The sequence below is a fragment of the Mesorhizobium sp. M7D.F.Ca.US.005.01.1.1 genome, assembly GCF_003952545.1.
In the GTDB taxonomy this organism is placed as follows: Bacteria; Pseudomonadota; Alphaproteobacteria; order Rhizobiales; family Rhizobiaceae; genus Mesorhizobium; species Mesorhizobium loti.
In genome coordinates this window covers 3564906-3584585 of sequence record NZ_CP034453.1, presented here as the reverse complement: position 1 = coordinate 3584585, position 19680 = coordinate 3564906, and the positions used below count along the sequence as shown (strand labels likewise).

Annotated in this window: 19 protein-coding genes and 2 pseudogenes; 13 read left to right on the top strand and 8 right to left on the bottom strand. The window is 63.9% G+C overall.

Annotated elements, in window-relative coordinates; genetic code table 11:
- Positions 1-37: 37 nt before the first annotated feature.
- Entirely contained in the window at positions 38-1219 is a 1182-nt protein-coding gene (locus tag EJ076_RS17165) for an HlyD family secretion protein (protein ID WP_126068679.1), read from the bottom strand.
- Complete coding sequence (locus tag EJ076_RS17160; protein WP_109663087.1) at positions 1216-1695, bottom strand: MarR family transcriptional regulator; 480 nt, start codon at positions 1693-1695, stop codon at positions 1216-1218. Before EJ076_RS17160 ends, EJ076_RS17165 begins: the two co-directional genes overlap by 4 nt.
- Positions 1696-1909: 214 nt before the next feature.
- Between EJ076_RS17160 and EJ076_RS17155 the strand changes: the two genes are divergently transcribed.
- The 6 genes from EJ076_RS17155 to EJ076_RS17130 are packed head-to-tail and all read left to right on the top strand — an operon-like array spanning position 1910 to position 7707.
- Positions 1910-2518, top strand: coding sequence for a CDP-alcohol phosphatidyltransferase family protein (locus EJ076_RS17155; RefSeq protein ID WP_109663085.1), 609 nt, complete (start codon positions 1910-1912; stop codon positions 2516-2518).
- A gap of 36 nt (positions 2519-2554) precedes the next feature.
- The gene (locus tag EJ076_RS17150) at positions 2555-4342 is read left to right on the top strand and encodes a bifunctional alpha/beta hydrolase/class I SAM-dependent methyltransferase (RefSeq protein ID WP_206438801.1); all 1788 of its coding nucleotides are present in this window, start codon (positions 2555-2557) and stop codon (positions 4340-4342) included.
- A 5-nt stretch (positions 4343-4347) separates the two neighbouring features.
- A complete protein-coding gene (locus tag EJ076_RS17145) occupies positions 4348-5673 on the top strand; it encodes a phosphatase PAP2/dual specificity phosphatase family protein (RefSeq protein WP_126068677.1) in 1326 nt (441 codons plus the stop codon).
- Positions 5670-6113: a hypothetical protein gene (locus EJ076_RS17140; RefSeq protein WP_126068676.1), complete on the top strand. Its 444-nt coding sequence runs from the start codon at positions 5670-5672 to the stop codon at positions 6111-6113. The genes EJ076_RS17145 and EJ076_RS17140 overlap by 4 nt, the downstream gene beginning before the upstream one ends.
- Positions 6110-6772: a lysophospholipid acyltransferase family protein gene (locus tag EJ076_RS17135; RefSeq protein ID WP_126068675.1), complete on the top strand. Its 663-nt coding sequence runs from the start codon at positions 6110-6112 to the stop codon at positions 6770-6772. Before EJ076_RS17140 ends, EJ076_RS17135 begins: the two co-directional genes overlap by 4 nt.
- Complete coding sequence (locus EJ076_RS17130; protein ID WP_126068674.1) at positions 6772-7707, top strand: phosphatidate cytidylyltransferase; 936 nt, start codon at positions 6772-6774, stop codon at positions 7705-7707. Before EJ076_RS17135 ends, EJ076_RS17130 begins: the two co-directional genes overlap by 1 nt.
- A gap of 28 nt (positions 7708-7735) precedes the next feature.
- On the opposite strand, the pseudogene EJ076_RS17125 reads toward EJ076_RS17130, so the two are convergent.
- Positions 7736-7918: pseudogene (locus EJ076_RS17125) on the bottom strand (iron chelate uptake ABC transporter family permease subunit); the annotation flags it as partial.
- A 270-nt stretch (positions 7919-8188) separates the two neighbouring features.
- Between EJ076_RS17125 and EJ076_RS17120 the strand changes: the two are divergent.
- On the top strand, positions 8189-9022 hold the full coding sequence (locus tag EJ076_RS17120; RefSeq protein ID WP_126071078.1) for an AraC family transcriptional regulator: 834 nt from the start codon (positions 8189-8191) through the stop codon (positions 9020-9022).
- Positions 9023-9026: 4 nt separating this feature from the next.
- Here the strand turns inward: EJ076_RS17120 and EJ076_RS17115 are convergent, their stop codons facing one another.
- Genes EJ076_RS17115 through EJ076_RS17105 form a run of 3 tightly spaced genes read right to left on the bottom strand, consistent with a single transcriptional unit; the run spans position 9027 to position 12650 of the window.
- Positions 9027-10172 carry a DSD1 family PLP-dependent enzyme gene (locus EJ076_RS17115; protein ID WP_126068673.1) on the bottom strand — a complete coding sequence of 382 codons (1146 nt, stop codon included), beginning with the start codon at positions 10170-10172 and terminating at the stop codon, positions 9027-9029.
- A complete protein-coding gene (locus EJ076_RS17110; protein WP_126068672.1) occupies positions 10169-11449 on the bottom strand; it encodes a D-arabinono-1,4-lactone oxidase in 1281 nt (426 codons plus the stop codon). The genes EJ076_RS17115 and EJ076_RS17110 overlap by 4 nt, the downstream gene beginning before the upstream one ends.
- 13 nt (positions 11450-11462) lie before the next feature.
- The gene (locus tag EJ076_RS17105) at positions 11463-12650 is read right to left on the bottom strand and encodes an MFS transporter (protein ID WP_126068671.1); all 1188 of its coding nucleotides are present in this window, start codon (positions 12648-12650) and stop codon (positions 11463-11465) included.
- A 123-nt stretch (positions 12651-12773) separates the two neighbouring features.
- On the opposite strand from EJ076_RS17105, the gene EJ076_RS17100 reads away from it, so the two are divergent.
- On the top strand, positions 12774-13400 hold the full coding sequence (locus tag EJ076_RS17100) for a TetR/AcrR family transcriptional regulator (RefSeq protein ID WP_164548666.1): 627 nt from the start codon (positions 12774-12776) through the stop codon (positions 13398-13400).
- Positions 13401-13452: 52 nt separating this feature from the next.
- Here EJ076_RS17100 and EJ076_RS17095 read toward each other — a convergent pair whose 3' ends face one another.
- Positions 13453-14304, bottom strand: a complete 852-nt coding sequence (locus EJ076_RS17095) for a hypothetical protein (protein ID WP_109663058.1) — start codon at positions 14302-14304, stop codon at positions 13453-13455.
- Positions 14305-14374: 70 nt separating this feature from the next.
- Between EJ076_RS17095 and EJ076_RS17090 the strand changes: the two genes are divergently transcribed.
- The 3 genes from EJ076_RS17090 to groL all read left to right on the top strand — a co-directional run bounded on the left by EJ076_RS17090 (position 14375) and on the right by groL (position 17415).
- Entirely contained in the window at positions 14375-15169 is a 795-nt protein-coding gene (locus EJ076_RS17090; RefSeq protein ID WP_109663056.1) for a class I SAM-dependent methyltransferase, read from the top strand.
- Between the two features lie 232 nt (positions 15170-15401).
- Complete coding sequence (gene groES / locus EJ076_RS17085; protein ID WP_006203049.1) at positions 15402-15698, top strand: co-chaperone GroES; 297 nt, start codon at positions 15402-15404, stop codon at positions 15696-15698.
- 61 nt (positions 15699-15759) lie between these two features.
- Positions 15760-17415 carry a chaperonin GroEL gene (groL, locus tag EJ076_RS17080; RefSeq protein ID WP_027042159.1) on the top strand — a complete coding sequence of 552 codons (1656 nt, stop codon included), beginning with the start codon at positions 15760-15762 and terminating at the stop codon, positions 17413-17415.
- Positions 17416-17499: 84 nt separating this feature from the next.
- Here the strand turns inward: groL and EJ076_RS17075 are convergent, their stop codons facing one another.
- The gene (locus EJ076_RS17075) at positions 17500-18108 is read right to left on the bottom strand and encodes a TetR/AcrR family transcriptional regulator (RefSeq protein WP_126068670.1); all 609 of its coding nucleotides are present in this window, start codon (positions 18106-18108) and stop codon (positions 17500-17502) included.
- A 102-nt stretch (positions 18109-18210) separates the two neighbouring features.
- Here EJ076_RS17075 and EJ076_RS17070 point away from each other — a divergent pair, with 102 nt between their 5' ends.
- Entirely contained in the window at positions 18211-19221 is a 1011-nt protein-coding gene (locus EJ076_RS17070) for an NAD(P)-dependent alcohol dehydrogenase (protein ID WP_126068669.1), read from the top strand.
- A 33-nt stretch (positions 19222-19254) separates the two neighbouring features.
- Positions 19255-19680: pseudogene (locus EJ076_RS17065) on the top strand (OsmC family protein); the annotation flags it as partial.

Genomic DNA, 19680 nt, shown 5'->3' with positions numbered 1-19680 from the left:
CCTCCACCCGCTGATCCCTGCGGGATTCTGTTGACTTTTACTGCGCGGCCTCGCCGGCCGTGGCGTGACCGAAGATCGACGGCAGGCCACGCGCCACGCCGGTGTCGACGGTGACGGTGGCGCTCATGCCGGTGCGCAACGCCATCTTGGCGTCGGCATCGGTCAGTTCGAGACGCACCGGAATGCGCTGCGTGACCTTGACCCAGTTGCCGGTGGCGTTCTGGGCCGGCAGCAGCGAGAATTCGGCACCGGTGCCGGCGCCAATCGCCTTGACCGTCGCCTCGAAGGTGCGTCCCGGATAGGTATCGACCACGATATCGGCCTTCTGCCCGGGCTTCATGTGGGTGAGCTGCGTTTCCTTGAAATTGGCGGCGATCCAGGTGTCGCCGGTCTCGACCAGTGAAAACAGCGGCGTGCCGGAACCGACATACTGGCCGACCTTGAACGACGAGGCCTGGCTGATGACGCCGTCAGCCGGCGCCTTGACCGTGGTCTGCGCCAGATCGTAGGCCGCCTTGTCGCGTGCGGCGAGCGCGGCCATCACAGTCGGGTGCTTGTCGGTCTCGATGTCGGGATTGCCGCCAAGGGCTGCCTTGGCGCTGATGATGCCTTGCTCGGCAACGGCGAGCTGCTGCTTGGCCTTGTCGAGGTCGTTCTTGGCTTCGTCCAGCGACGACTTGGCGTTGATGCCCTTCTGGGCAAGGTCGGCGGCGCGGTCGAACTGCGACTGGGCGAAGGCGACCTGACTGGTGTCGGATTTCTGCTGAGCCATCGACTGGCCGTAAGCCGCGCGCAGCTGCTCGACATTGAGACGCGCGCCCGCCACCGCCGCGTCGGCCTGCGCCAAAGCGATCCGGTAGGGCTCGGGATCTATGGCAAACAGCTCGTCACCCTGTTTGACCAGCTGGTTATCGAAGATGTCGACTTTAACGATGCGGCCAGCCGTGTCGGAAGCGATCGACACCTTGGCCTGCTGCAGATTGGCGTTCTCCGTCTCCTGGTAGCGGCCGCCGGTGACCCAGACGTAACCGCCGCCGACAGCCAGCGCGGCGGGCAGCGCGACCATCAGCAGGAGACGGCCCAGCCGGCGCTTTTTCTTCACCGGCGCCAGGGCTGGCTGGACCGGAGGAGCAACCGCCACCGGGGGCGCGGCCGGCTTTTCCGGTGCTTCCATCTCCAGCTCTGTCACTTTCTCGTCTATCTTGGCTACCGCGTTCATGCTGCTGTGCCTTCTGTATTCTTTACTTTTTCAATGGACGGCGTCTCGTCGTCAGTCAGGTTCCGGACCATCGCCTCGAGCCCCTCGACAAGGACACGGCGGGCTTCCGGCTTCACGCCGACCAGTGATTCCTCATAGACTTCCCCGGCAATGCTCTTGATCACGGCGTAGGCATCGCTCGCCTTGGGCGTCAGGAAAATCATGCGGACGCGGCGATCGGTGGCGTCGGGTCGACGCTCGATCCAGCCGCCCTCCTCCATGCGATCGACCAGGCGCGAAACGCTGATCGGCTCGATTTCGAGAAGTTCGGCCAGCCGCGCCTGCGCGACACCGTCTTCCTTGGCAACACGGACCAGAAGCCGCCATTGGGCCGAAGAAAGCCCCAAGCCGCTGGCCCTCGCCTCGAAGCGCTTGCGCATCAAGCGCTGCACGTCGTGGATCAAGAACCCCAATCTGTCGATGCCATCGGAAACCATGAGCGGTATATATAATAAGCGTGCTTACTATTCAAGATGCCGCGCTGCACAAGAAGCCGGCAAATGTGCATGAGAGCCATGCCGGGCCAATCATGGTTAGCGATTTGGCAACGGCCGGCGCGCGGCCGTGGCAGTCGAACCGTAGCGTCCTCTGCTCTGGTCGCGTTTGACATATTGATGTACAGCCGCTGATCAGGATCGGGGGATCACGAAAATGCCGACGCTTTACGCTCTCAAGCCGGCTTTCCAGGGACGACTGCGGCCGCTGGTCAACCGGCTGGCGGCAATCGGGGTAACCGCAAACAGCGTAACCATGCTGGCGGCGCTGATGTCGGTCGCGGCCGGGACGGCCATCGCGATCCTGCATGAATGGCGCTGGCTGCTGTTGCTCATTCCCGCAGTGATGTTCGTGCGCATGGCGCTGAATGCCGTGGATGGCATGCTGGCGCGGGAACACGGGCAGGCCTCGACGCTCGGCATGTATCTGAACGAGTTGTGCGACGTCGTTTCGGACCTCGCGCTCATTCTCCCCTTTGCCGTCTTTCCGCAGTTTGCCCCATGGGGCGTCGTTGCCTTCGCGATATCAGCCGTGCTGACCGAGTTCGCCGGCGTGCTCGGCATCGCCGCCAAGATCGGACGTAACTATGCCGGGCCGTTCGGCAAGAGCGACAGGGCGCTGGCGCTCGGTGTTGTCGCCGTGCTGTGCGCCACCGGGCTCTGGCCGGCATCCATCGCGCCATTTGTGTTTCCGGCCATGGCAACGCTTTCGCTGCTGACCGCCATAAACCGGATACGCGCCGGCCTTATTGGCAGCGCCAGCTGAGCATCGAGGCTCGCCATGCCGCCAAAGGGAAAGACCATGATGCACGAACCGATCGCCGCCGCGGCCACGGAAAACCTTGAGCGGCAAGCGCAGGAGCGGGTATTCAGCAGCCATGACGGGACGGAGATCTTCTACCGCTTTTGGCCGGCAGCTTCCGCCGGTGCCAAGGGCGCGGTGGTGCTGTTCCATCGCGGCCATGAGCATGGCGGCCGCATGGCCCATCTCGTCGATGAATTGCAGATGCCGGATCACGCCTTCTATGCCTGGGATGCCCGCGGCAATGGCCGTTCGTCCGGCGAGCGCGGCTATGCCCCTTCCTTCTCGGCGCTGGTGCGCGACATCGACTGCTTCATGCGCGAGATCGCCGCCAGGGATGGCTTCGCCACGCAGGATATCGCGCTGATCGCGCAATCCTTCGGCGCCGTGCTTGCCACGGCCTGGGTTCATGACTATGCGCCGAGACTGCGCGCCATGGTGCTGGCCTCACCCGCCTTTTCGGTAAAACTCTACGTGCCCTTCGCCAAGGAAGGCATCGCGTTCTGGCAGAAGATCAAGGGCCGCTTCTTCGTCAATTCCTACGTCAAGGCGAAGTTCCTCACCCACGATCCCGTACGCATCGCCTCTTTCGAGAGCGATCCGCTGATCACGCGGCCGATCGCCTCCAACATCCTGGTCGAACTCTACCAGCATGCGGCACGCATCGTCGCCGACGCCCGCGCCATCACCGTGCCGACGCAGCTTCTGCTCTCGGGCAGCGACTGGGTGGTGCGCCACGGCCCGCAGCACGCGTTCTTCGTCAATCTCGGCAGCCGCACCAAGGAACGCCATGTGTTGCCGGGTTTCTTCCACGACACGCTGGGCGAACGCGACCGGGCAAAGGCCCTCGACCTGATCCGGCCATTTCTGGCGAAGCAGTTCGCGGCACCGGACGCGCCGGTCGACCTGAAGCAGGCGGACATCGCCGGCTACACCCGCGACGAGGCCGACAGGCTTGCCTCGCCGCTCGATCTGTTGTCGCCCAAGGGCCTCTATTGGGCATTCAGCCGCGCCTCCATCCGCATGGGCGCCTGGGTCTCCCAGGGTATGAAGACCGGCATCGCCACCGGCTTCGATTCCGGCTCGACTCTGGATTACGTCTACGAGAACGACGCGCGCGGTCTGACACCTGTTGGCCGCGTCGTCGACCGCATCTTCCTGGAAGCCATCGGCTGGCGCGGCATCCGCCAGCGCAAGCTGCATCTGGAAGAACTGATCGGCTCTTGCCTGGCGACGCTCAAGGCCGCTGGCCGGCCGGCGCACATTCTCGACATCGCTGCCGGCCACGGCCGCTATGTTCTCGATGCCATCGTGAAGAGCCCCGACCAGCCGACGAGCGTGCGCCTGCAGGATTATTCCGACCTCAATGTCGAGCTTGGCCGCAAGCTGATCGCTGAGCGGCAATTGCCGGCTGATGTCTCGTTCCAGCGTGCGGACGCCTTCGATGCCGATATGCTCGCCTCGATCGATCCGGCGCCCGATCTCGCCATCGTTTCCGGCTTCTACGAACTGTTCTCCGACAATGCGATGATTGCCCGCTCGCTCGGTGGATTGGCCAGCGCCATGCAGCCGGGCAGCCTGCTGCTCTACACCAACCAGCCCTGGCACCCGCAGCTCGAAATGATCGCCCGCAGCCTGACCTCGCATCGCGGCGGCGAAGCCTGGGTGATGCGCCGGCGCACGCAGGGCGAGATGGACCAGCTTGTCGAAGCCGCCGGCTTCGACAAGCTCGAGCAGCGCATCGACCAATGGGGCATCTTCACCGTCTCGGTCGCGCGGCGCCGCTGAGCAGCATGGTGTCATCGCTTGCATCCACCGCGCGCACTGAGCCTTATGGACGGGTGGTCGTCAGGGCAGCTCTTTGGCTGGCCTTCCTGGCGCCGTTCTTCTACCTCAGCTACGGCTTCGCCAACTGGCTAGCGTCGCGGCGCGACGACGTCGGCAGCATTCTGTTCTCCTGGGAACACGGCATCCCCTTCATGGCCTGGACCATCGTGCCCTACTGGTCGATCAACCTGTTCTACGGCCTGTCGCTGCTGCTCAACGGCAACAGGCAAGGGGTCGACCGCCTGGCCGGGCGCTATCTCACCGCGCAGGTCGTCGCCGTTGCTTGCTTCATCCTGTTCCCGCTGATCGCGACATTCGTGCGGCCCGCGACGACCGGCCTGCCCGGCTTCCTGTTTGCCGTGCTCGGCGGTTTCGACAAGCCGTTCAACCAGGCGCCCTCGCTGCACATCGCCCTGCTGGTGATCATCTGGGATCATTGGCGCCACCGGCTCAGCGGATTACTCCTGCCGCTCTGGCATGGCTGGTGCTTTCTGATCGGCGCCTCGGTGCTGACGACCTGGCAGCATCACTTCATCGATATCCCGACCGGCGCGCTGCTCGGGTTCTTTGCGCTGGGGCTGTTTCCGCGCAGCGGTGCGTTGCCGTTTTCAGGCTTCCGGCTGACCAGCGACGCGAAAGCGCGGCGTCTGGCGCTGTTCTATGCGCTGGGCGCCGCCCTTGCGCTGGCGGGTGCCGCGCTCGGCGCCTTGTTTTGTGCCGTCGCGCTGTTCCTGCTTTGGCCGGCGCTGGCGCTGGCAATCGTCGCCTTCGCCTATGCCGGGGCCGGCGCAAAGGTGTTCCAGAAATCCGCCGATGGCAGCATCACGCTTGCAAGCCGTATCCTGCTCTTGCCTTACCGCCTCGGCGCTCGGGCAAACATATGGGCCTGGACGCGCAGTCTTGCTCCTCAGGTGGCGATTGCCGACGGCATCTTTCTCGGGCGCTTTCCCACAGCACGCGAAGCCAACAGCTTCGGCACGGTCATCGACCTCGCCGCCGAACTTGAAAAGCCGGCGCGAGCCGATTGCCGCTGGATCAGCTTTCCGATGATCGACCTGTTGCCGCCGCCAGTGGCGATGCGGCAACAGGCAGCCAGCGCGCTGGAGAGTGCGCGCCGCGACGGCCCCGTATTGGTGTGCTGCGCGCTCGGCTTCCAGCGCAGCGCTGGCGTTGTTGCCGAATGGCTGGTGGCGACCGGCAGAGCCAGGACGCCGGCGCTTGCCCGCGAGATGCTGATGACGACCGGCCGGCCGGTTCATCTTGCCGAGGCTGCGGAGCGGGCAGCGTCATGACCGGCAATGCCTACCAGGAACGCGCCGGTCGTTTCGCCCGCATGCTGATGCGGCAGGCCGCATGGCCGGTGGCAATTGTGGTGGCCGCCAATATCCTTACGCCCTTGACTGCTTCGCCGCGCGGCGCCTTCGGGAGCCTACGCGCGGCCGTCCCATTGTCGGTCTCAGCCGCGATCGCGGTTGTCGTGCTCGTGTTGTCGGCGTTGCTGGTGTTCGATGCGCTGCTGTTCCGGCTGATGGCCAGCCACAAGGACGAGGCTTCCGGCGGTGCGGCGGTGGATGACATATTGGCGCGCATGCGGCTAAAACCCTCCCCGTCCACGACACGCTCGCTCGACGACCGCATGGCCGGCACAAGCCGCCTGCTGTTCAAGCAGCGCGCCGCCTTGGCCCTGTTTGCCGCAGCGCTTCTGGCGGCGGGGTTTTGGGCGCCGCGATGAACAAGCTTTCGCTCAAGACCTTCACCTTGCTGCAGACGGTAACCTCCGTCGGCCTCTCGGCGCTGGCCTGGATGGTGACCGGGGTGCGTCCGATCTGGAACGGCAGCCTGCCGTCCGACCAGCAGCGCATCTATTTCGCCAATCACACCAGCCATGGCGACTTCATCTTGCTGTCGGCCTGCCTCAGCGAAAAGGAGCGCGCGATCACCCATGCGGTGGCTGCCGGCGAATACTGGGGAAAGTCGCGGCTGCGCCGCTTCATCGCGCAGGACATGCTGTCGTCCGTGCTCATCAACCGGCAATGGACGAAGCCTGAGGAAAACCCGATCGAGATCATGCTCTCGGTTCTCGACCAGGGCCATTCGCTGATCCTGTTTCCCGAGGGCACCCGCAACATGACCGAGGAGCCGCTGCTGGCCTTCCGCTCCGGCCTCTACAATCTATCGATGGCGCGGCCTGAGGTCGAACTGATCCCGTGCTGGATCGAGAACATGTCGCGCGTGCTGCCCAAGGGCCAGTTCCTGCCGGTACCGCTGCTGTGCCGCGTCGTCTTCGGCGCGCCGGTCGCGGTTGGCCCGGGCGAGGAACGCCGCGCCTTTCTCGAGCGCGCTCACGCCACGCTTCTGGCGCTCAACCCGCGTCCCGAGCGAGACGATTGATGCGCCACGAGATCTCCATCCTGATCATCGGCCTGCTGGCGGTTTTGACCACCGCAAGCATTGTCGCCGCTATCCTTTCGGCGCGGGCGCCGAAGCCGCTCAGCTCGACGCTGGTCAATCTCACCCAGCGCATCAACGCCTGGTGGGTGATGGTGGCGCTGATGACGGTCGCCTTCTTCTTCGGCCGCTACGGCATGACCATCCTGTTCGCGCTGATCTCCTTCGCCGCGCTGCGCGAATTCGTGACGCTCACGCACACCCGCCGCAGCGACCATTGGGTGCTGCTTGGCATGTTCGGCATCATCATACCGTTTCAATACTGGCTGGTGTGGACCGCCTGGTACGGGCTCTTCGTCATCTTCATTCCGGTCTACTGCTTCCTGCTGATGCCGGCCATCACGGCGCTGCATGGCGACACGGAACGCTTCCTCGAGCGGATCGCCGCGCAGCAATGGGCGGTGATGATCTCGGTCTATTGTGTCAGCCATGTCCCTGCCCTGCTGACACTCAACGTGCCGGGCTTCGAAGGCCGCACCCTGTTGCTGATCGCCTTCCTGATCATCGTCGTGCAAGGCAGCGACGTGCTGCAGTACATTTTCGGCAAGCTGTTTGGAAAACACCGGTTTTCGCCGAACGTCTCGCCGTCGAAAACCTGGGAAGGCCTTATCGGCGGACTGGTGTCGGCGAGCCTGCTCGGCGCGCTGTTGTCGTTCGTGACGCCCTTCTCGCCGCTGCAGGCGGCGGCCGTGGCTTTCGTCGCCTGCTCGATGGGATTTCTCGGCGGGCTGGTCGCCTCGGCCATCAAGCGCGACCAGGGCGTCAAGGACTGGGGCCACCTGATCGAAGGCCATGGCGGCATGATGGACCGCACCGATAGCCTTGTCTTCGCCGCCCCGGTGTTCTTTCATATCGTGCGCTATTTCTGGACCGTCTGAGAGCTCGGAGCTGGCGAACTCTTGCCCGTCACAGCCGGTTGCGGATGAGCATGGTGACGACGAAGAACGCGCCGACCGAGCTGGTGATGATGCCGATCGGCAGTTCCTGCGGCGGCAGCAGCGTTCGGGCCAGAAGATCGCTGGCCAGCAGCAGCACCGCGCCGAAGACGGCGCAACTGGCAACCAGGCGCAGATGCAAGGGACCCGCCAGCGTAGTTTTGCGCCGATGGCATCGCAACGGATTTCTCGGACGGAGTGATGGGCCATGTGAGGGAGGCAGACATTGCACGCTCGCGATCTGTAATAATATAACGTTCTATAAAGTGTCACCTGGCGCTGTCAAGCGAAGCGCTTGACGTGCTGGGCCATATCGGTGCGCGAACTGCGACGGGATCGGCGCGGATTGCGCCGGATGCGCAATTTCGATCAAACTGGCCGCGCCAGGGAACGGCATCATGATCTGGCCAATGCGAGCAGAAAAATGAACCCGACCGAGAAAGCGCTGTGGTTCGTCGAGAGCCATCTGCCGGAAGCGATCTCGCTCGACGATGTCGCCCAAAGCAGCGGCGTGTCGCGTTTTCATGTGACACGGGCTTTCGGCGCTGCCACCGGCCGCTCGGTGATGGGCTACATGCGCTCACGCCGGCTGACCGAGGCGGCCCGCAAGCTGGCCAGCGGGGCGCCCGGCATTCTCTCTGTCGCGCTCGACGCCGGCTACAACTCGCATGAGGCGTTCACCCGTGCCTTCCGCGACCAGTTCGGCACCACGCCTGAACTGGTGCGCGCGCAAGGCACGACCAAGACCCTCGACCTTGTGGAGCCAATCCTGATGGACCATTCCCTGCTCAGCACACTCGAACCGCCGCGCTTCGAGACCAGCCGGCCCTTCCTTATCGCCGGCTTTGGCGAACGCTACAGTTGCGAGAGCAGCGCCGGCATTCCGATGCAGTGGCAGCGCTTCAGTCCCTATATCGGCAACATCCCCGGCGAGATCGCCGGCGTTTTCTACGGCGTCTGCCTCAACGGCGACGACGCGGGCAATTTCGACTATGTGGTCGGCGTCGAAGTGTCCGATTTTGCGGACTTGCCGAAGGATTTTTACCGGGTGCGGGTGCCGGCGCAGAAATACGCGGTGTTCTCGCATCGGGAGCACATCTCGACCATCCGCCGCACGATCAACACGATCTGGAACAGCTGGCTACCCGCTTCCGGTCACGACATCGCAGATGCACCGGAATTCGAACGCTACGGCCCCGAATTCGATGCCCACAGCGGCAATGGCGGGTTGGAGATCTGGGTGCCGGTCAAGGCGTAGGCGATCACGCCATTGGCAGCGCCGGCCAGCGATCGACTATCCTGCCGCCGGAAAACACCGCGATCGATCCGAACTGCTGCAGCACGGCCTCGCTCTGCGTCGGGCGCAGGAAGGCGTAGTCGCCTGGCCTTGCGGTAGCATCGGCCGGCAGGCCCATGAATTGCTGGTTCGAGGACAGGCCAAGCAGGCCGTTCGTCATCATGCCTTTGGGGAACACCGGCTCGGCCATCCACTTGCCGCCATAGAGATAGCAGCCCTTGGCTGGAAACCGGCCGAGCGCCTGCAGCAGGCGAGTGACGACCGGCGGGCCGGGCAGCATCGGCTCGACCACTTTCAGCATCGGCGTCGCGATGAAGGCCGCCGGCTGGAAGCCGTCGAGACCTGATGTATCGAAGTCGCTGGGCAGCACGAAGGCCGAGCCCATCGACACTTCATTGGCGACGCCGCCACGATGAAGCAGCGCGGTCTTGCTGCCGCCGATGTTCAGGATGCGGCGCTGGTCGGCGCCGAGACAAGCGACGAACGCCTTGGCCTGCGCCGACGCCTTTGCCAAGGCTTTCGCCGGCCCGCCGAACAGACCCGGAATAAGCGGCGCATGTGCCTCATAGGCCATGACGCCTTCGCAATGCAGCCGTTTGTGAGCCGGGAGCAACTTCAAAACCTGCGACAAGGCCTGCGGGCTGGCAAAGCCGCCGCGATGCAGCCCAACATCGATCTCGAAGGCAATGCGCAGTTCGATGTCGAGTTCGGCAGCGAGCGCGCCATATTCCGCCAGCCGCTCCTCGCTGTCGATCAGCCAGCAGACACGCGACCAATCGGCGCCACCTTTCGCCAGTGCCGCCCTTGCCGCATCGACTGGCATCGGCTTGCCATACAGCAGATCGGCATCCGGAAACGTCCTCAGCACCGCCTCGCTGATCGGCGGATGGAAGGTCATGACGTGATTGGTGCCAAGCGCCTTGCCGATATGCGCAAGCAGCGGCAGGCAGGCGAGCGACTTGTCGACCAGCCGCACGGCAAGGCCAGGACCCAGTCTCTCCTTGACCAGGGCAATGTTGCCGTCCAGCCGATCGCGATCGAGCACCAGGCAGGGCTGGAAGATGCCAGCTTGCTTCAGCGCATCCGACAGGGTGGAAAAATAGGCGCTCATTTCTCGATGCCGAACAAGCCGGCAATGTAGGGCGAGACGAAGCGGTTTTCCGGATCGATGTCGCGGCGCACCGCCATGGCATCGTCCCAGCGCGGGTAGAGCTTTTTCAAATCCGCCGCTTTGAGGCTGTGCATCTTGCCCCAATGCGGCCTGCCGCCATATTTGCGGAAGATCGGCTCCGCCGCCTGCATGAAAGGCAACGGGTCGTTCGCGGCGTCATGGTGGATGGCGATCGAGCAGGTCAGCCTGTTGTAAAAGGGCGAGAGCCAGAACTGGTCAGGCGCGACGGTGCGCACCTCCATCGGGAAATAAACCTCGGGAAAGCGCTGCTCGGTCAGTTCGATGATCTCGGCCAGCGCCTTCGGCCCCTCCTCGAACGGCAGATGATATTCCATCTCGTTGAACTTGGTCTGCCTGTCGCTGGCATAGACATTGAGCCAGTCCTGCACGTAGTCCTCGGCCGGCAATTTGGCGATGGCGCCCAGGATCAATCGGCGGCGCAGCGATGGCAGCCAGACAAGCCCTGTGCGCAGCCGGCGCAGCGTCCTCAACCCGGCCTCATCCGCTTCCGGAGGTCGCGGGGTCGGTGCTGCGTCGCTGAGATCGCTGGCGATGAACTGCGCATAACCGGAAAACGGAATGTAGTAGAATTCGGCGGAGCGATGCGCGGCCATCATCGCCTCGAAATCGCGCAGCATGTCGGCGATCGGCAGCACCCATTTGCGGCGGCGCAGCCGGTAGGTCGCAATGTTGTTCAGCGTCACTTCGCTGAGCACGCCGAAGGCGCCGAGTGCGACGCCGATGGCATGGATCATGTCCTGATCCCCTGCCCGCTTGAAATCGCGGACCTTGCCAAGCCCGTCGACGATCTGCACCGTCTCCAGCTGCGTGTGATAGGCGCCGAGCCTCGGTCCCGAGCCATGCGTGGCGGTGCCCAGCGCGCCGCCGATCGCCTGACGGTCGATGTCGCCCATGTTGGGCAGGCCCTGGCCAATGCCTTGCAGGATGTGCATGAGCGGGCCAAGCCGGGTCCCTGCCCGCACCCGCGCCTGATGTTTTTGCGCGTCATGCGAGACCAGCCCTTCCAGTCTCTCCAGGGACAGGATCGTGCCCTCGGATTCTACCAGCGGGGTGAAGGAATGACCGGCGCCGGCGACGCGGACCGGGCCGGGTGTGGTACGAATGAGATCGCCAAGCTCGCCGGCGTCAGTGGGGCTGGCGATCAGCTTCGGTTCAGCAGTGACCAAGCCCGACCAGTTGCTCCAACGGTTCGACATGGCGCTCCCCCGCTCAGGCAACGGCGCGGCGACGCCGCGACACCAGGACGAACAGACCAAGCAGCGCGACGCTGGCAACGGCACTGGCGGCGGCGAATTCCGGCACCGGCCGGAAATCCTTGCCGTCGATGAGCAGCGACGCCGCGATCGGGCCGATCGCCAGGCCGAACAGCTGGGCTGCCGGCACCAGCAGCACGGCGGTGCGCGTCTCGTCGGCGGTGATCGCCAGCCGGATCTGGTAGGGCACGATGAACAAGAGGATGAAGCCCATGATCAGGGCTGCGATCCAGAATATCGTGAGCCCAGGTCCGCTGGCCAGAACCAGGGAGCAGACAAGCGCCACGACACCGATCGTGGCGATGGCGGCGCGATAATCGATGCGCGCCTCGAACGCGGTGGCCGTCATCGCACCCAGGACCTGCACCGCCAGGCTGGCCGAGACGATCAGGCCGACGGTGCGGCCATCGATGCCGTATTGGGCGCCAAGCGGCTCCAGAAAGGCCCAGACCGCGCCAAAGAACATGAAGTAGCAGAAGACCGACAGCAGCGCGGTGAGCGAAGGAACCGTCAGCACATTGGCCAGATTCTCCTCCTTGGGCAGGTCGGCATAGCCGCCGGGTACGGTGAAGGCGACCGCCAGCGACATGACGCAGACGACGGCAAGAACAATGAACCCACCCGCCGACCCGGCGGCCGGAATGACATAAAGCGCCAGCAACAGGGCAAGCGCGCATTGCGCCAGCGTCTGCATGGTGACGAAAAAGCCGCCGATGCGCTCGGCGCGCCGCGAACGGGCGATCAGTTCGGTGGCGACCGCGACCAGACCGCCTTCGGCGAGCCCGGCCAGGGCGCGGGCCGCAATCAGCGTGTTGGCGCTTGCAGCATAGGCCGTCCACACATTGGCCAGCGCCAGCAGCAGCAGAAGGATGGCACTTTTCCAGCGCATGTTGCGCGCCGAGAGCAACATCGCCACGACAGCCGAACCGATGGCGATGGCGATCATCTCGGCGGTGGCGACCAGCGCCAGTTCATCGCCGCTGACATGGCCCTCGGTGTAAAGGGCCCCGAGCAGCACCGGCTGCAGGCCTAGAATGAGCAGGCCAACCGAACCGATCCACAGGGCCGAGGCAAGTTGTGCGCCGGTCGGATTGCCGACCAGCCAGTCGCCATTGCCTGCGTGGCCGGTAGTTGTCGAAGTCAAAGGCGCCTCCCAACGTCCTTGCCGTGTGGCAAAAAAGCTGACAACCTGTCAGCATTTCAGAAACTGATACTTGATCATATTTTTTGTCAACCGGAATTTGGAAACCGTGCGAAAGATCGGTGCATGACCGAAGTGAAGAGAATGGCGACCGAGCCCAGGCGCAGGCCCAAGCAGGAACGCAGCCGCGAGCGCATCGACGCGATCCTGTCGACGACCATGCGGCTGATCGGCGAGAAGGGTATCGACGCCGTGACCATGAAGGAGGTCGGCATGCTGGCGGGCGGGCCGATCGCCACCGTCTATCACTATTTTCCCAACAAATCGGCGATCCTGGCGATGCTCTATGAGCGGTTCTCCGAGGTCAGCCGCGCACGGTTGACGGCGATCATCGCCGATGTCCGCGAAGCGAAGGACGTGATCGTGGCCGCAGACCGGTTGCTTGACGACTATCTCAGCCGTGTCGCCGGCGATCCGGCCATCCAGGATCTGCAGAACGCCATCCAGGCCGACAAGGCGCTCAAGAACCTCGACATCGCCGAAACCCGACATCAGGCCAAGATGTTCTGCGACCATGTCATCGCCCTGCTGGAGCCCGAGAAGCGCGAGCAGTTCGAACGCATTGTCCTTCTGACCTTCCAGCTCGCCGGCGGCGTGGTGCGCCTGGCGCTTGCCGAGGGCGAAGCAGAAAGCCGCCGCACGATCGAAGATTACCGTTCGATCATCCACACGCAGCTGCGGCTGTTTTTGTAGCCTTGGTGATCATCGTCAAGCTGCCCGGGCGGCGTGAGCACCAGAACGCCCGCTATGCAACCTGGCGGATAAGGCTTTCGAAGCCGTCGGCGAGATTGGCATTGCCGGCAGCGAGAAACGCAGAAAGATTGCGGGCGCCACCGGGTGTCTTGTTGGCATCAAGCAGCACCGCCCTGCCCTCATGCATGACGAAATCGAACTTTCCGTAGTCAAAGCCAAGCTGGCGCCTCAGCGCGCGAAGCTCCTCGGGAACCGGAACCGGCTCATGACGGATCGTATCGTCGCCCTTGACGAGGCTCTGCGGCGAGACATGGCGGGTGCAGCGCTCGCGCTCGCCGCAGAATATCCAGAAGCGGGCTCCAAAGCCGTCCGACTCCGGCTCAGGAATGAATTTTTCGACGACGAGATCGCTGCGGTCGAAGACCGCCGGCGCAACATCCGAAAGGGATGCATAGACGCGATAACCCTCGATAAGCTTGACGCCGGGAAACGGCCTCGGCTTTCCGGCACGCAGCGATCGCCGGTTGAGCGCCTGCTCCCGCACCCCGAGATTGTTGAGATTACTCTTGACGATGACTGGCCCTTGCCAGTCGTCATCCTTGCCGATCAAGGCGCCACTGACGCGTCGTTTGGAGATGTCGGCAGCCCCGATGTTCAGGCAGAAGGGAAAAGCGCGTGCGTATTCGACATATTCGGGTGGCGTCACGGTCGCATCGACGTGCAGCACCGCGATGTCGGCCTCCGGCTTTGCCGACGTTCCGGCGATTATGCGGACGGAATGACCGCGTCGCTTCAGTTCCTTCAGCAGATCGAAAAGCATATAGGAACTGCCGCGGCGAAACAGCGGGCCGCGCCAGCGTTCGAACCTGTCGAACTCATGCGTAATAACCGCGATGCGTGTCATGCGTCCCCCGCTTGGTCTCATTAGCGTCCTCGATTATAGCTGCAAATACAATGCCGGCTTGGGGCTGTGGATGACCGACCATTGGAATGCCATTCGAGGGCACTGGCAGTTGCTCGGACCACCGTTGCGGCCGCCGGCTGAAGCGGTTGAGGCCTATGAGCGCGAGCTCAACCTTTCGAAGGCGCACGTCGTTCTGCTTGGCGTGACGCCGGAACTCGCCGGGCTCGGGACGACGATGACGGCCGTTGACGAATCTTCCGACATGATCGCCGGTATCTGGCCAGGCGACACCGCGTTGCGAAAGGCAATCAACGGCGACTGGCTCGACTTGCCGGTGTCGAACGCAAGCGTCGATGCGGTGATCGGCGACGGCTGCCTGTCGGCGCTCGGCCTTTCAACCGGGCGCCGGGCGCTGTTTGCGGCAATCGCTGGCGTACTGCGCACCGACGGCCGCGCGGGACTGCGTCTCTTTGCCGGTCCGGAAACACCGGAAGACCCGGCGGCGCTGCCGGCGTTTGCACTGTCGGGCGGTGTCTCGACCTTCCATGAACTCAAATGGCGCGTCGCCATGACCGCGACGGGCGATGCGCCCGACCATGCCATTCCGGTCAGGACGATCGCGGAAAGTTTCGATGCGTTGTTTCCTGACCGCGAAGAGCTTTCGGCTCGCACGGGCTGGGACCTGCCCACCATCGGCACCATCGATGTCTATCGGAACTCGCCGGCCATCTACAGCTTCGCGCCGGCGACGACACTGGTGAGCGAGGCGAAAGCGTTCTTTGGCGATGTCCGCATCGCTTTAACCGGGAGCTATGGGCTTGCCGAGCGATGCCCGCTGTTGGTGCTGCGGGCGCCAAGACACTGAAGACAGCAGGACGGCGTTTCAAGCCGGGGCGCGCGCAACCCAGGCTTTCTGAAATCGTGCGGCAGCATGAGAAAAATTTCGCGCGCATCACGGTCTTCGCGCACCTTGACTCTCAAAGGTCGGCGGCCTATTTCAGCGCCACGTTAGCACTCTCCATTGGTGAGTGCTAACCATAGGTCCGGCGCCGCCGGACGGAGGAACTGTTCTCACCGTTCTCATCGAGGAAGAAAAAATGGCAAAGTCGAAGTTCCGCCCGCTTCATGACCGCGTGGTCGTTCGCCGGGTCGAATCCGAATCCAAGACCGCCGGCGGGATCATCATCCCGGATACGGCAAAGGAAAAGCCGCAGGAAGGCGAGATCATCGCTGTCGGCTCCGGCGCTCGCGACGAAGCTGGCAAGCTGGTCCCGCTGGACGTCAAGGCTGGCGACCGCATCCTGTTCGGCAAGTGGTCGGGCACCGAAGTCAAGCTCAATGGCGAAGACCTTCTGATCATGAAGGAATCCGACATCATGGGCATCATCGGCTGATTATCGGCCTCACCGTCAACTGAATCCCGGGCTTACCCCAAGCCCTTGCCAGGAGCTAAAAATGGCTGCCAAAGACGTAAAATTCTCCCGTGATGCCCGCGAGCGCATGCTGCGCGGCGTCAACATCCTCGCCGACGCGGTGAAGGTCACGCTCGGCCCCAAGGGCCGCAACGTCGTCATCGACAAGTCGTTCGGCGCCCCGCGCATCACCAAGGACGGCGTCACCGTCGCCAAGGAAATCGAGCTTGAGGACAAGTTCGAGAACATGGGCGCGCAGATGGTCCGCGAAGTTGCTTCGAAGACCAACGACATCGCCGGCGACGGCACCACGACCGCAACCGTTCTGGCACAGTCGATCGTCCAGGAAGGCCACAAGGCCGTTGCCGCCGGCATGAACCCGATGGACCTGAAGCGCGGCATCGATCTGGCCGTGACCGAAGTCGTCGCGGCGCTCGGCAAGGCTGCCAAGAAGATCAAGACCTCCGAGGAAGTTGCCCAGGTCGGCACGATCTCGGCCAATGGCGACGAGTCGGTCGGCAAGATGATCGCGGAAGCGATGCAGAAGGTCGGCAACGAAGGCGTCATCACGGTTGAAGAAGCCAAGACCGCCGAGACCGAACTCGAAGTCGTCGAAGGCATGCAGTTCGACCGCGGCTACCTGTCGCCCTACTTCGTCACCAACGCCGACAAGATGGTTGCCGAGCTCGAGGACGTCTACATCCTCCTGCACGAGAAGAAGCTCTCCAACCTCCAGGCCATGCTGCCGGTTCTCGAAGCCGTCGTGCAGACCTCGAAGCCGCTGCTCATCATCTCGGAAGACGTCGAAGGCGAGGCTCTGGCCACGCTGGTCGTCAACAAGCTGCGTGGTGGCCTGAAGATCGCCGCCGTCAAGGCGCCGGGCTTCGGTGATCGCCGCAAGGCCATGCTGGAAGACATCGCCATCCTCACCGGTGGCCAGGTCATCTCGGAAGACCTCGGCATCAAGCTCGAGAACGTCGGCCTCAACATGCTCGGCCGCGCCAAGAAGGTGTCGATCTCCAAGGAGAACACCACCATCGTCGACGGCGCCGGCAAGAAGGCCGAGATCCAGGGCCGCGTTGCCCAGATCAAGCAGCAGATCGAAGAGACCACCTCGGACTACGACAAGGAGAAGCTGCAGGAACGTCTCGCGAAGCTCGCGGGCGGCGTTGCGGTGATCCGCGTCGGCGGTGCGACGGAAGTCGAAGTCAAGGAAAAGAAGGACCGCGTCGATGACGCCCTCAACGCGACCCGCGCGGCCGTCGAAGAAGGCATCGTTGCAGGCGGCGGCGTCGCGCTGCTGCGCGCTTCGGCCAACATCAAGGCCACCGGCGCCAATGCCGACCAGGCCGCTGGCATCAACATCGTTCGTCGTGCGCTGCAGGCTCCGGCCCGCCAGATTGCGGCCAACGCCGGTGCGGAAGCATCGATCGTTGCCGGCAAGATCCTTGAGAACAAGGGCGCGACCTTCGGCTACAACGCCCAGACCGGCGAATATGGCGACATGATCGCCATGGGTATCGTCGATCCGGTCAAGGTCGTTCGCACGGCTCTCCAGGACGCGGCCTCGGTCGCCGGCCTGCTCGTCACCACCGAAGCCATGATCGCGGAGGCTCCGAAGAAGGAGTCGGCTGGCGGCGGCATGCCTGGCGGCATGGGCGGCGGCGGCATGGGCGGCATGGGCGGCATGGATTTCTAATCCAGCCAATCTGGCTAAGCTTACTGAAAGGGCGGCAGCGATGCCGCCCTTTTTATTTTGCGCAGCGGTCGTTGTGGACGTCTCTCAGACGGCGGCATCCGCGCGTTGCTTTACCTCGCCGGCAAGCACGGCCGCTTCGATCAGCGCCGCCACCTCGTCGGCCACGGCCTGTAGCGGGGCGCGGTCGCGGGTGGCGCGGGCGATCACCATCAGCCCTTCCAGCGACGATTCGACCAGCAGCGCCAATGCATGCGCGCGGCGCTCGGGCACCCCTGCCCTGACGAAGGCGTCCCGCAGCAGGCCTATCCACTGTTCGAAGGCCGAGCGGCACAACTCCGCCAGTTCCGGCACGTCGGTCGGCGAATCCAGCACGACAGGCGCGATCGGACAGCCGAGCGAAAACTGGTTGTCCTCCAGCATGCGCCCGACCGACTGGTAGATATGATGGACGGCCACCGCCGGATCCTTTTCGGCAGCCAGCGCTTCGCCCAGCCTCTCCGTCACGTCGGCAACGCTGCCGCGCGTCACCTCGATGACCAGCTGGTCCTTGCCGCCGGGGAAATGGAAATAGAGCGAGCCCCGCGGTGCGCCGCTGGCGCTCAATATGTCGTTGAGCGAAGTGCCGTGATAGCCGCGCTGCCTAAGCAGCAGCCCAGTCGTCTCGAGTATGCGGGTGCGGGTGTCGTTGGCCATGTCAACCTCTGTCAGCAGGAATCACTATAGGCCTTGCATCGAATATGACAATCGGTCTACATAATATATAGATCAGTCTACATATTTCTGAGGAGAATCGACATGCGCAGCTACCGTCTCGAAGGGCTCGGCGGGACCGAATGCCTGGTGATGCGCGACGAGGGGCAGCCGGAGCCGAAACCGCATGAGATCGTGGTGCGCGTTCGCGCCACCTCGCTCAACCGGCGCGACACGATGATCCTCAACGGCACCTATCCGCTGCCGCCGCGCCAAGGCGTCGTTCCGCTGAGCGATGGGGCCGGTGACATTGTCGCCATCGGCGATGCCGTCACTCGCTTTGCCGTCGGCAACCGTGTCACCGGCAGCTATTTTGCCCGCTGGATCGACGGCGGCATCCATGCCGGACTCATCGACCAACTCGGCTGCACGCTGGACGGCATGCTGGCCGAATACGCGATCCTCGACGAACAATGGGCGGTGCGGCTGCCCGATCATCTCGACTGGCATGAGGCGGCAACGCTGACCTGCGCTGGCTTGACTGCCTGGAATGCGGTGACGGGCGCCGGAATTCCGAAGCCTGGGCAATGGGTTCTGGTCATCGGTTCGGGCGGTGTCTCGCTCTTTGCACTGCAGTTCGCCAAGCTGCTCGGCTGCCGTGTCGTCGCCGTCACCTCGCGCGGCGAGAAAGCCGACAGGCTGCGGGCGCTGGGCGCCGATCTGGTGATCTCGACATCGGATATGCCGCAATGGGGTGCGACCGTTCGCGATCAGACCGGCGGCATCGATCTCGTCGTCGAGACCGGCGGCCCGGCGACCTTCGCACAGTCGCTGATTGCCAGCACGCTTTACGGGCACATCGTGCTGCTGACCCTGCAGGATGCGAAAGGCGGATCGATCCAGCTGCCGGCGGCACTCTACCAGCGCAGCCTCGCCACCATCAGCCGCCTCTTCGTCGGCAACCGGACCAATCTCGAAGCCATGCTGCGCGCCGTCTCGCAGCACCGCCTGCGGCCCGTCATCGACAGGGTCTTCGCCTTCACCGAGGCCGGCGATGCCTACCGCTATTTCCAGCAGGGCGACGTCTTCGGGAAAGTGATCATCGACGGCGCCTGACCCATCAAGTCCTCAAACCAAGGGAGAACGACAATGACAATTCGTGAAGCCTCAGCCGAGTGGCAAGGCACGCTGAAGGAAGGTTCGGGCCGATTGCGGCTCGGCAGCGGCGCCTTCGAAGGCGCCTATTCCTTCCCGTCGCGTTTCGAAAACGGTCCGGGCACAAATCCGGAGGAGTTGATCGCCGCAGCGCACGCCGGCTGCTTCTCGATGGCGCTGACCGCCATCCTCGGCCGCGATGGCCACATTGCCCGCAACATCCGCACGGCCGCCAAAGTGCATCTTGGCGCAACCGCTGCGGGACCGACAATCACCCGCATCGAGCTCGAAACCGAGGCAGAGGTCGCGGGACTCGCCGAAGATGAATTCGAGCGCCTTGCACAGTCCGCCAAGGCAGGCTGCCTCGTCTCACGGGCCCTTGCCGGCGTGTCTCAGATCATCCTCAAGGCGACGCTCGTC

Bases quoted from the DNA above. Each gene is read 5' to 3' on its own strand.
- EJ076_RS17140 (WP_126068676.1), top strand. From the start codon at position 5,670: ATGACCGGCAATGCCTACCAGGAACGCGCCGGTCGTTTCGCCCGCATG.
- EJ076_RS17135 (WP_126068675.1), top strand. From the start codon at position 6,110: ATGAACAAGCTTTCGCTCAAGACCTTCACCTTGCTGCAGACGGTAACC.
- EJ076_RS17145 (WP_126068677.1), top strand. From the start codon at position 4,348: ATGGTGTCATCGCTTGCATCCACCGCGCGCACTGAGCCTTATGGACGG.
- EJ076_RS17110 (WP_126068672.1), bottom strand. From the start codon at position 11,449: ATGTCGAACCGTTGGAGCAACTGGTCGGGCTTGGTCACTGCTGAACCG.
- EJ076_RS17160 (WP_109663087.1), bottom strand. From the start codon at position 1,695: ATGGTTTCCGATGGCATCGACAGATTGGGGTTCTTGATCCACGACGTG.
- EJ076_RS17115 (WP_126068673.1), bottom strand. From the start codon at position 10,172: ATGAGCGCCTATTTTTCCACCCTGTCGGATGCGCTGAAGCAAGCTGGC.
- EJ076_RS17130 (WP_126068674.1), top strand. From the start codon at position 6,772: ATGCGCCACGAGATCTCCATCCTGATCATCGGCCTGCTGGCGGTTTTG.
- EJ076_RS17150 (WP_206438801.1), top strand. From the start codon at position 2,555: ATGATGCACGAACCGATCGCCGCCGCGGCCACGGAAAACCTTGAGCGG.
- EJ076_RS17075 (WP_126068670.1), bottom strand. From the start codon at position 18,108: ATGGCCAACGACACCCGCACCCGCATACTCGAGACGACTGGGCTGCTG.
- EJ076_RS17095 (WP_109663058.1), bottom strand. From the start codon at position 14,304: ATGACACGCATCGCGGTTATTACGCATGAGTTCGACAGGTTCGAACGC.
- EJ076_RS17165 (WP_126068679.1), bottom strand. From the start codon at position 1,219: ATGAACGCGGTAGCCAAGATAGACGAGAAAGTGACAGAGCTGGAGATG.
- EJ076_RS17070 (WP_126068669.1), top strand. From the start codon at position 18,211: ATGCGCAGCTACCGTCTCGAAGGGCTCGGCGGGACCGAATGCCTGGTG.
- EJ076_RS17155 (WP_109663085.1), top strand. From the start codon at position 1,910: ATGCCGACGCTTTACGCTCTCAAGCCGGCTTTCCAGGGACGACTGCGG.
- EJ076_RS17120 (WP_126071078.1), top strand. From the start codon at position 8,189: ATGAACCCGACCGAGAAAGCGCTGTGGTTCGTCGAGAGCCATCTGCCG.
- groL (WP_027042159.1), top strand. From the start codon at position 15,760: ATGGCTGCCAAAGACGTAAAATTCTCCCGTGATGCCCGCGAGCGCATG.
- groES (WP_006203049.1), top strand. From the start codon at position 15,402: ATGGCAAAGTCGAAGTTCCGCCCGCTTCATGACCGCGTGGTCGTTCGC.
- EJ076_RS17100 (WP_164548666.1), top strand. From the start codon at position 12,774: ATGACCGAAGTGAAGAGAATGGCGACCGAGCCCAGGCGCAGGCCCAAG.
- EJ076_RS17090 (WP_109663056.1), top strand. From the start codon at position 14,375: ATGACCGACCATTGGAATGCCATTCGAGGGCACTGGCAGTTGCTCGGA.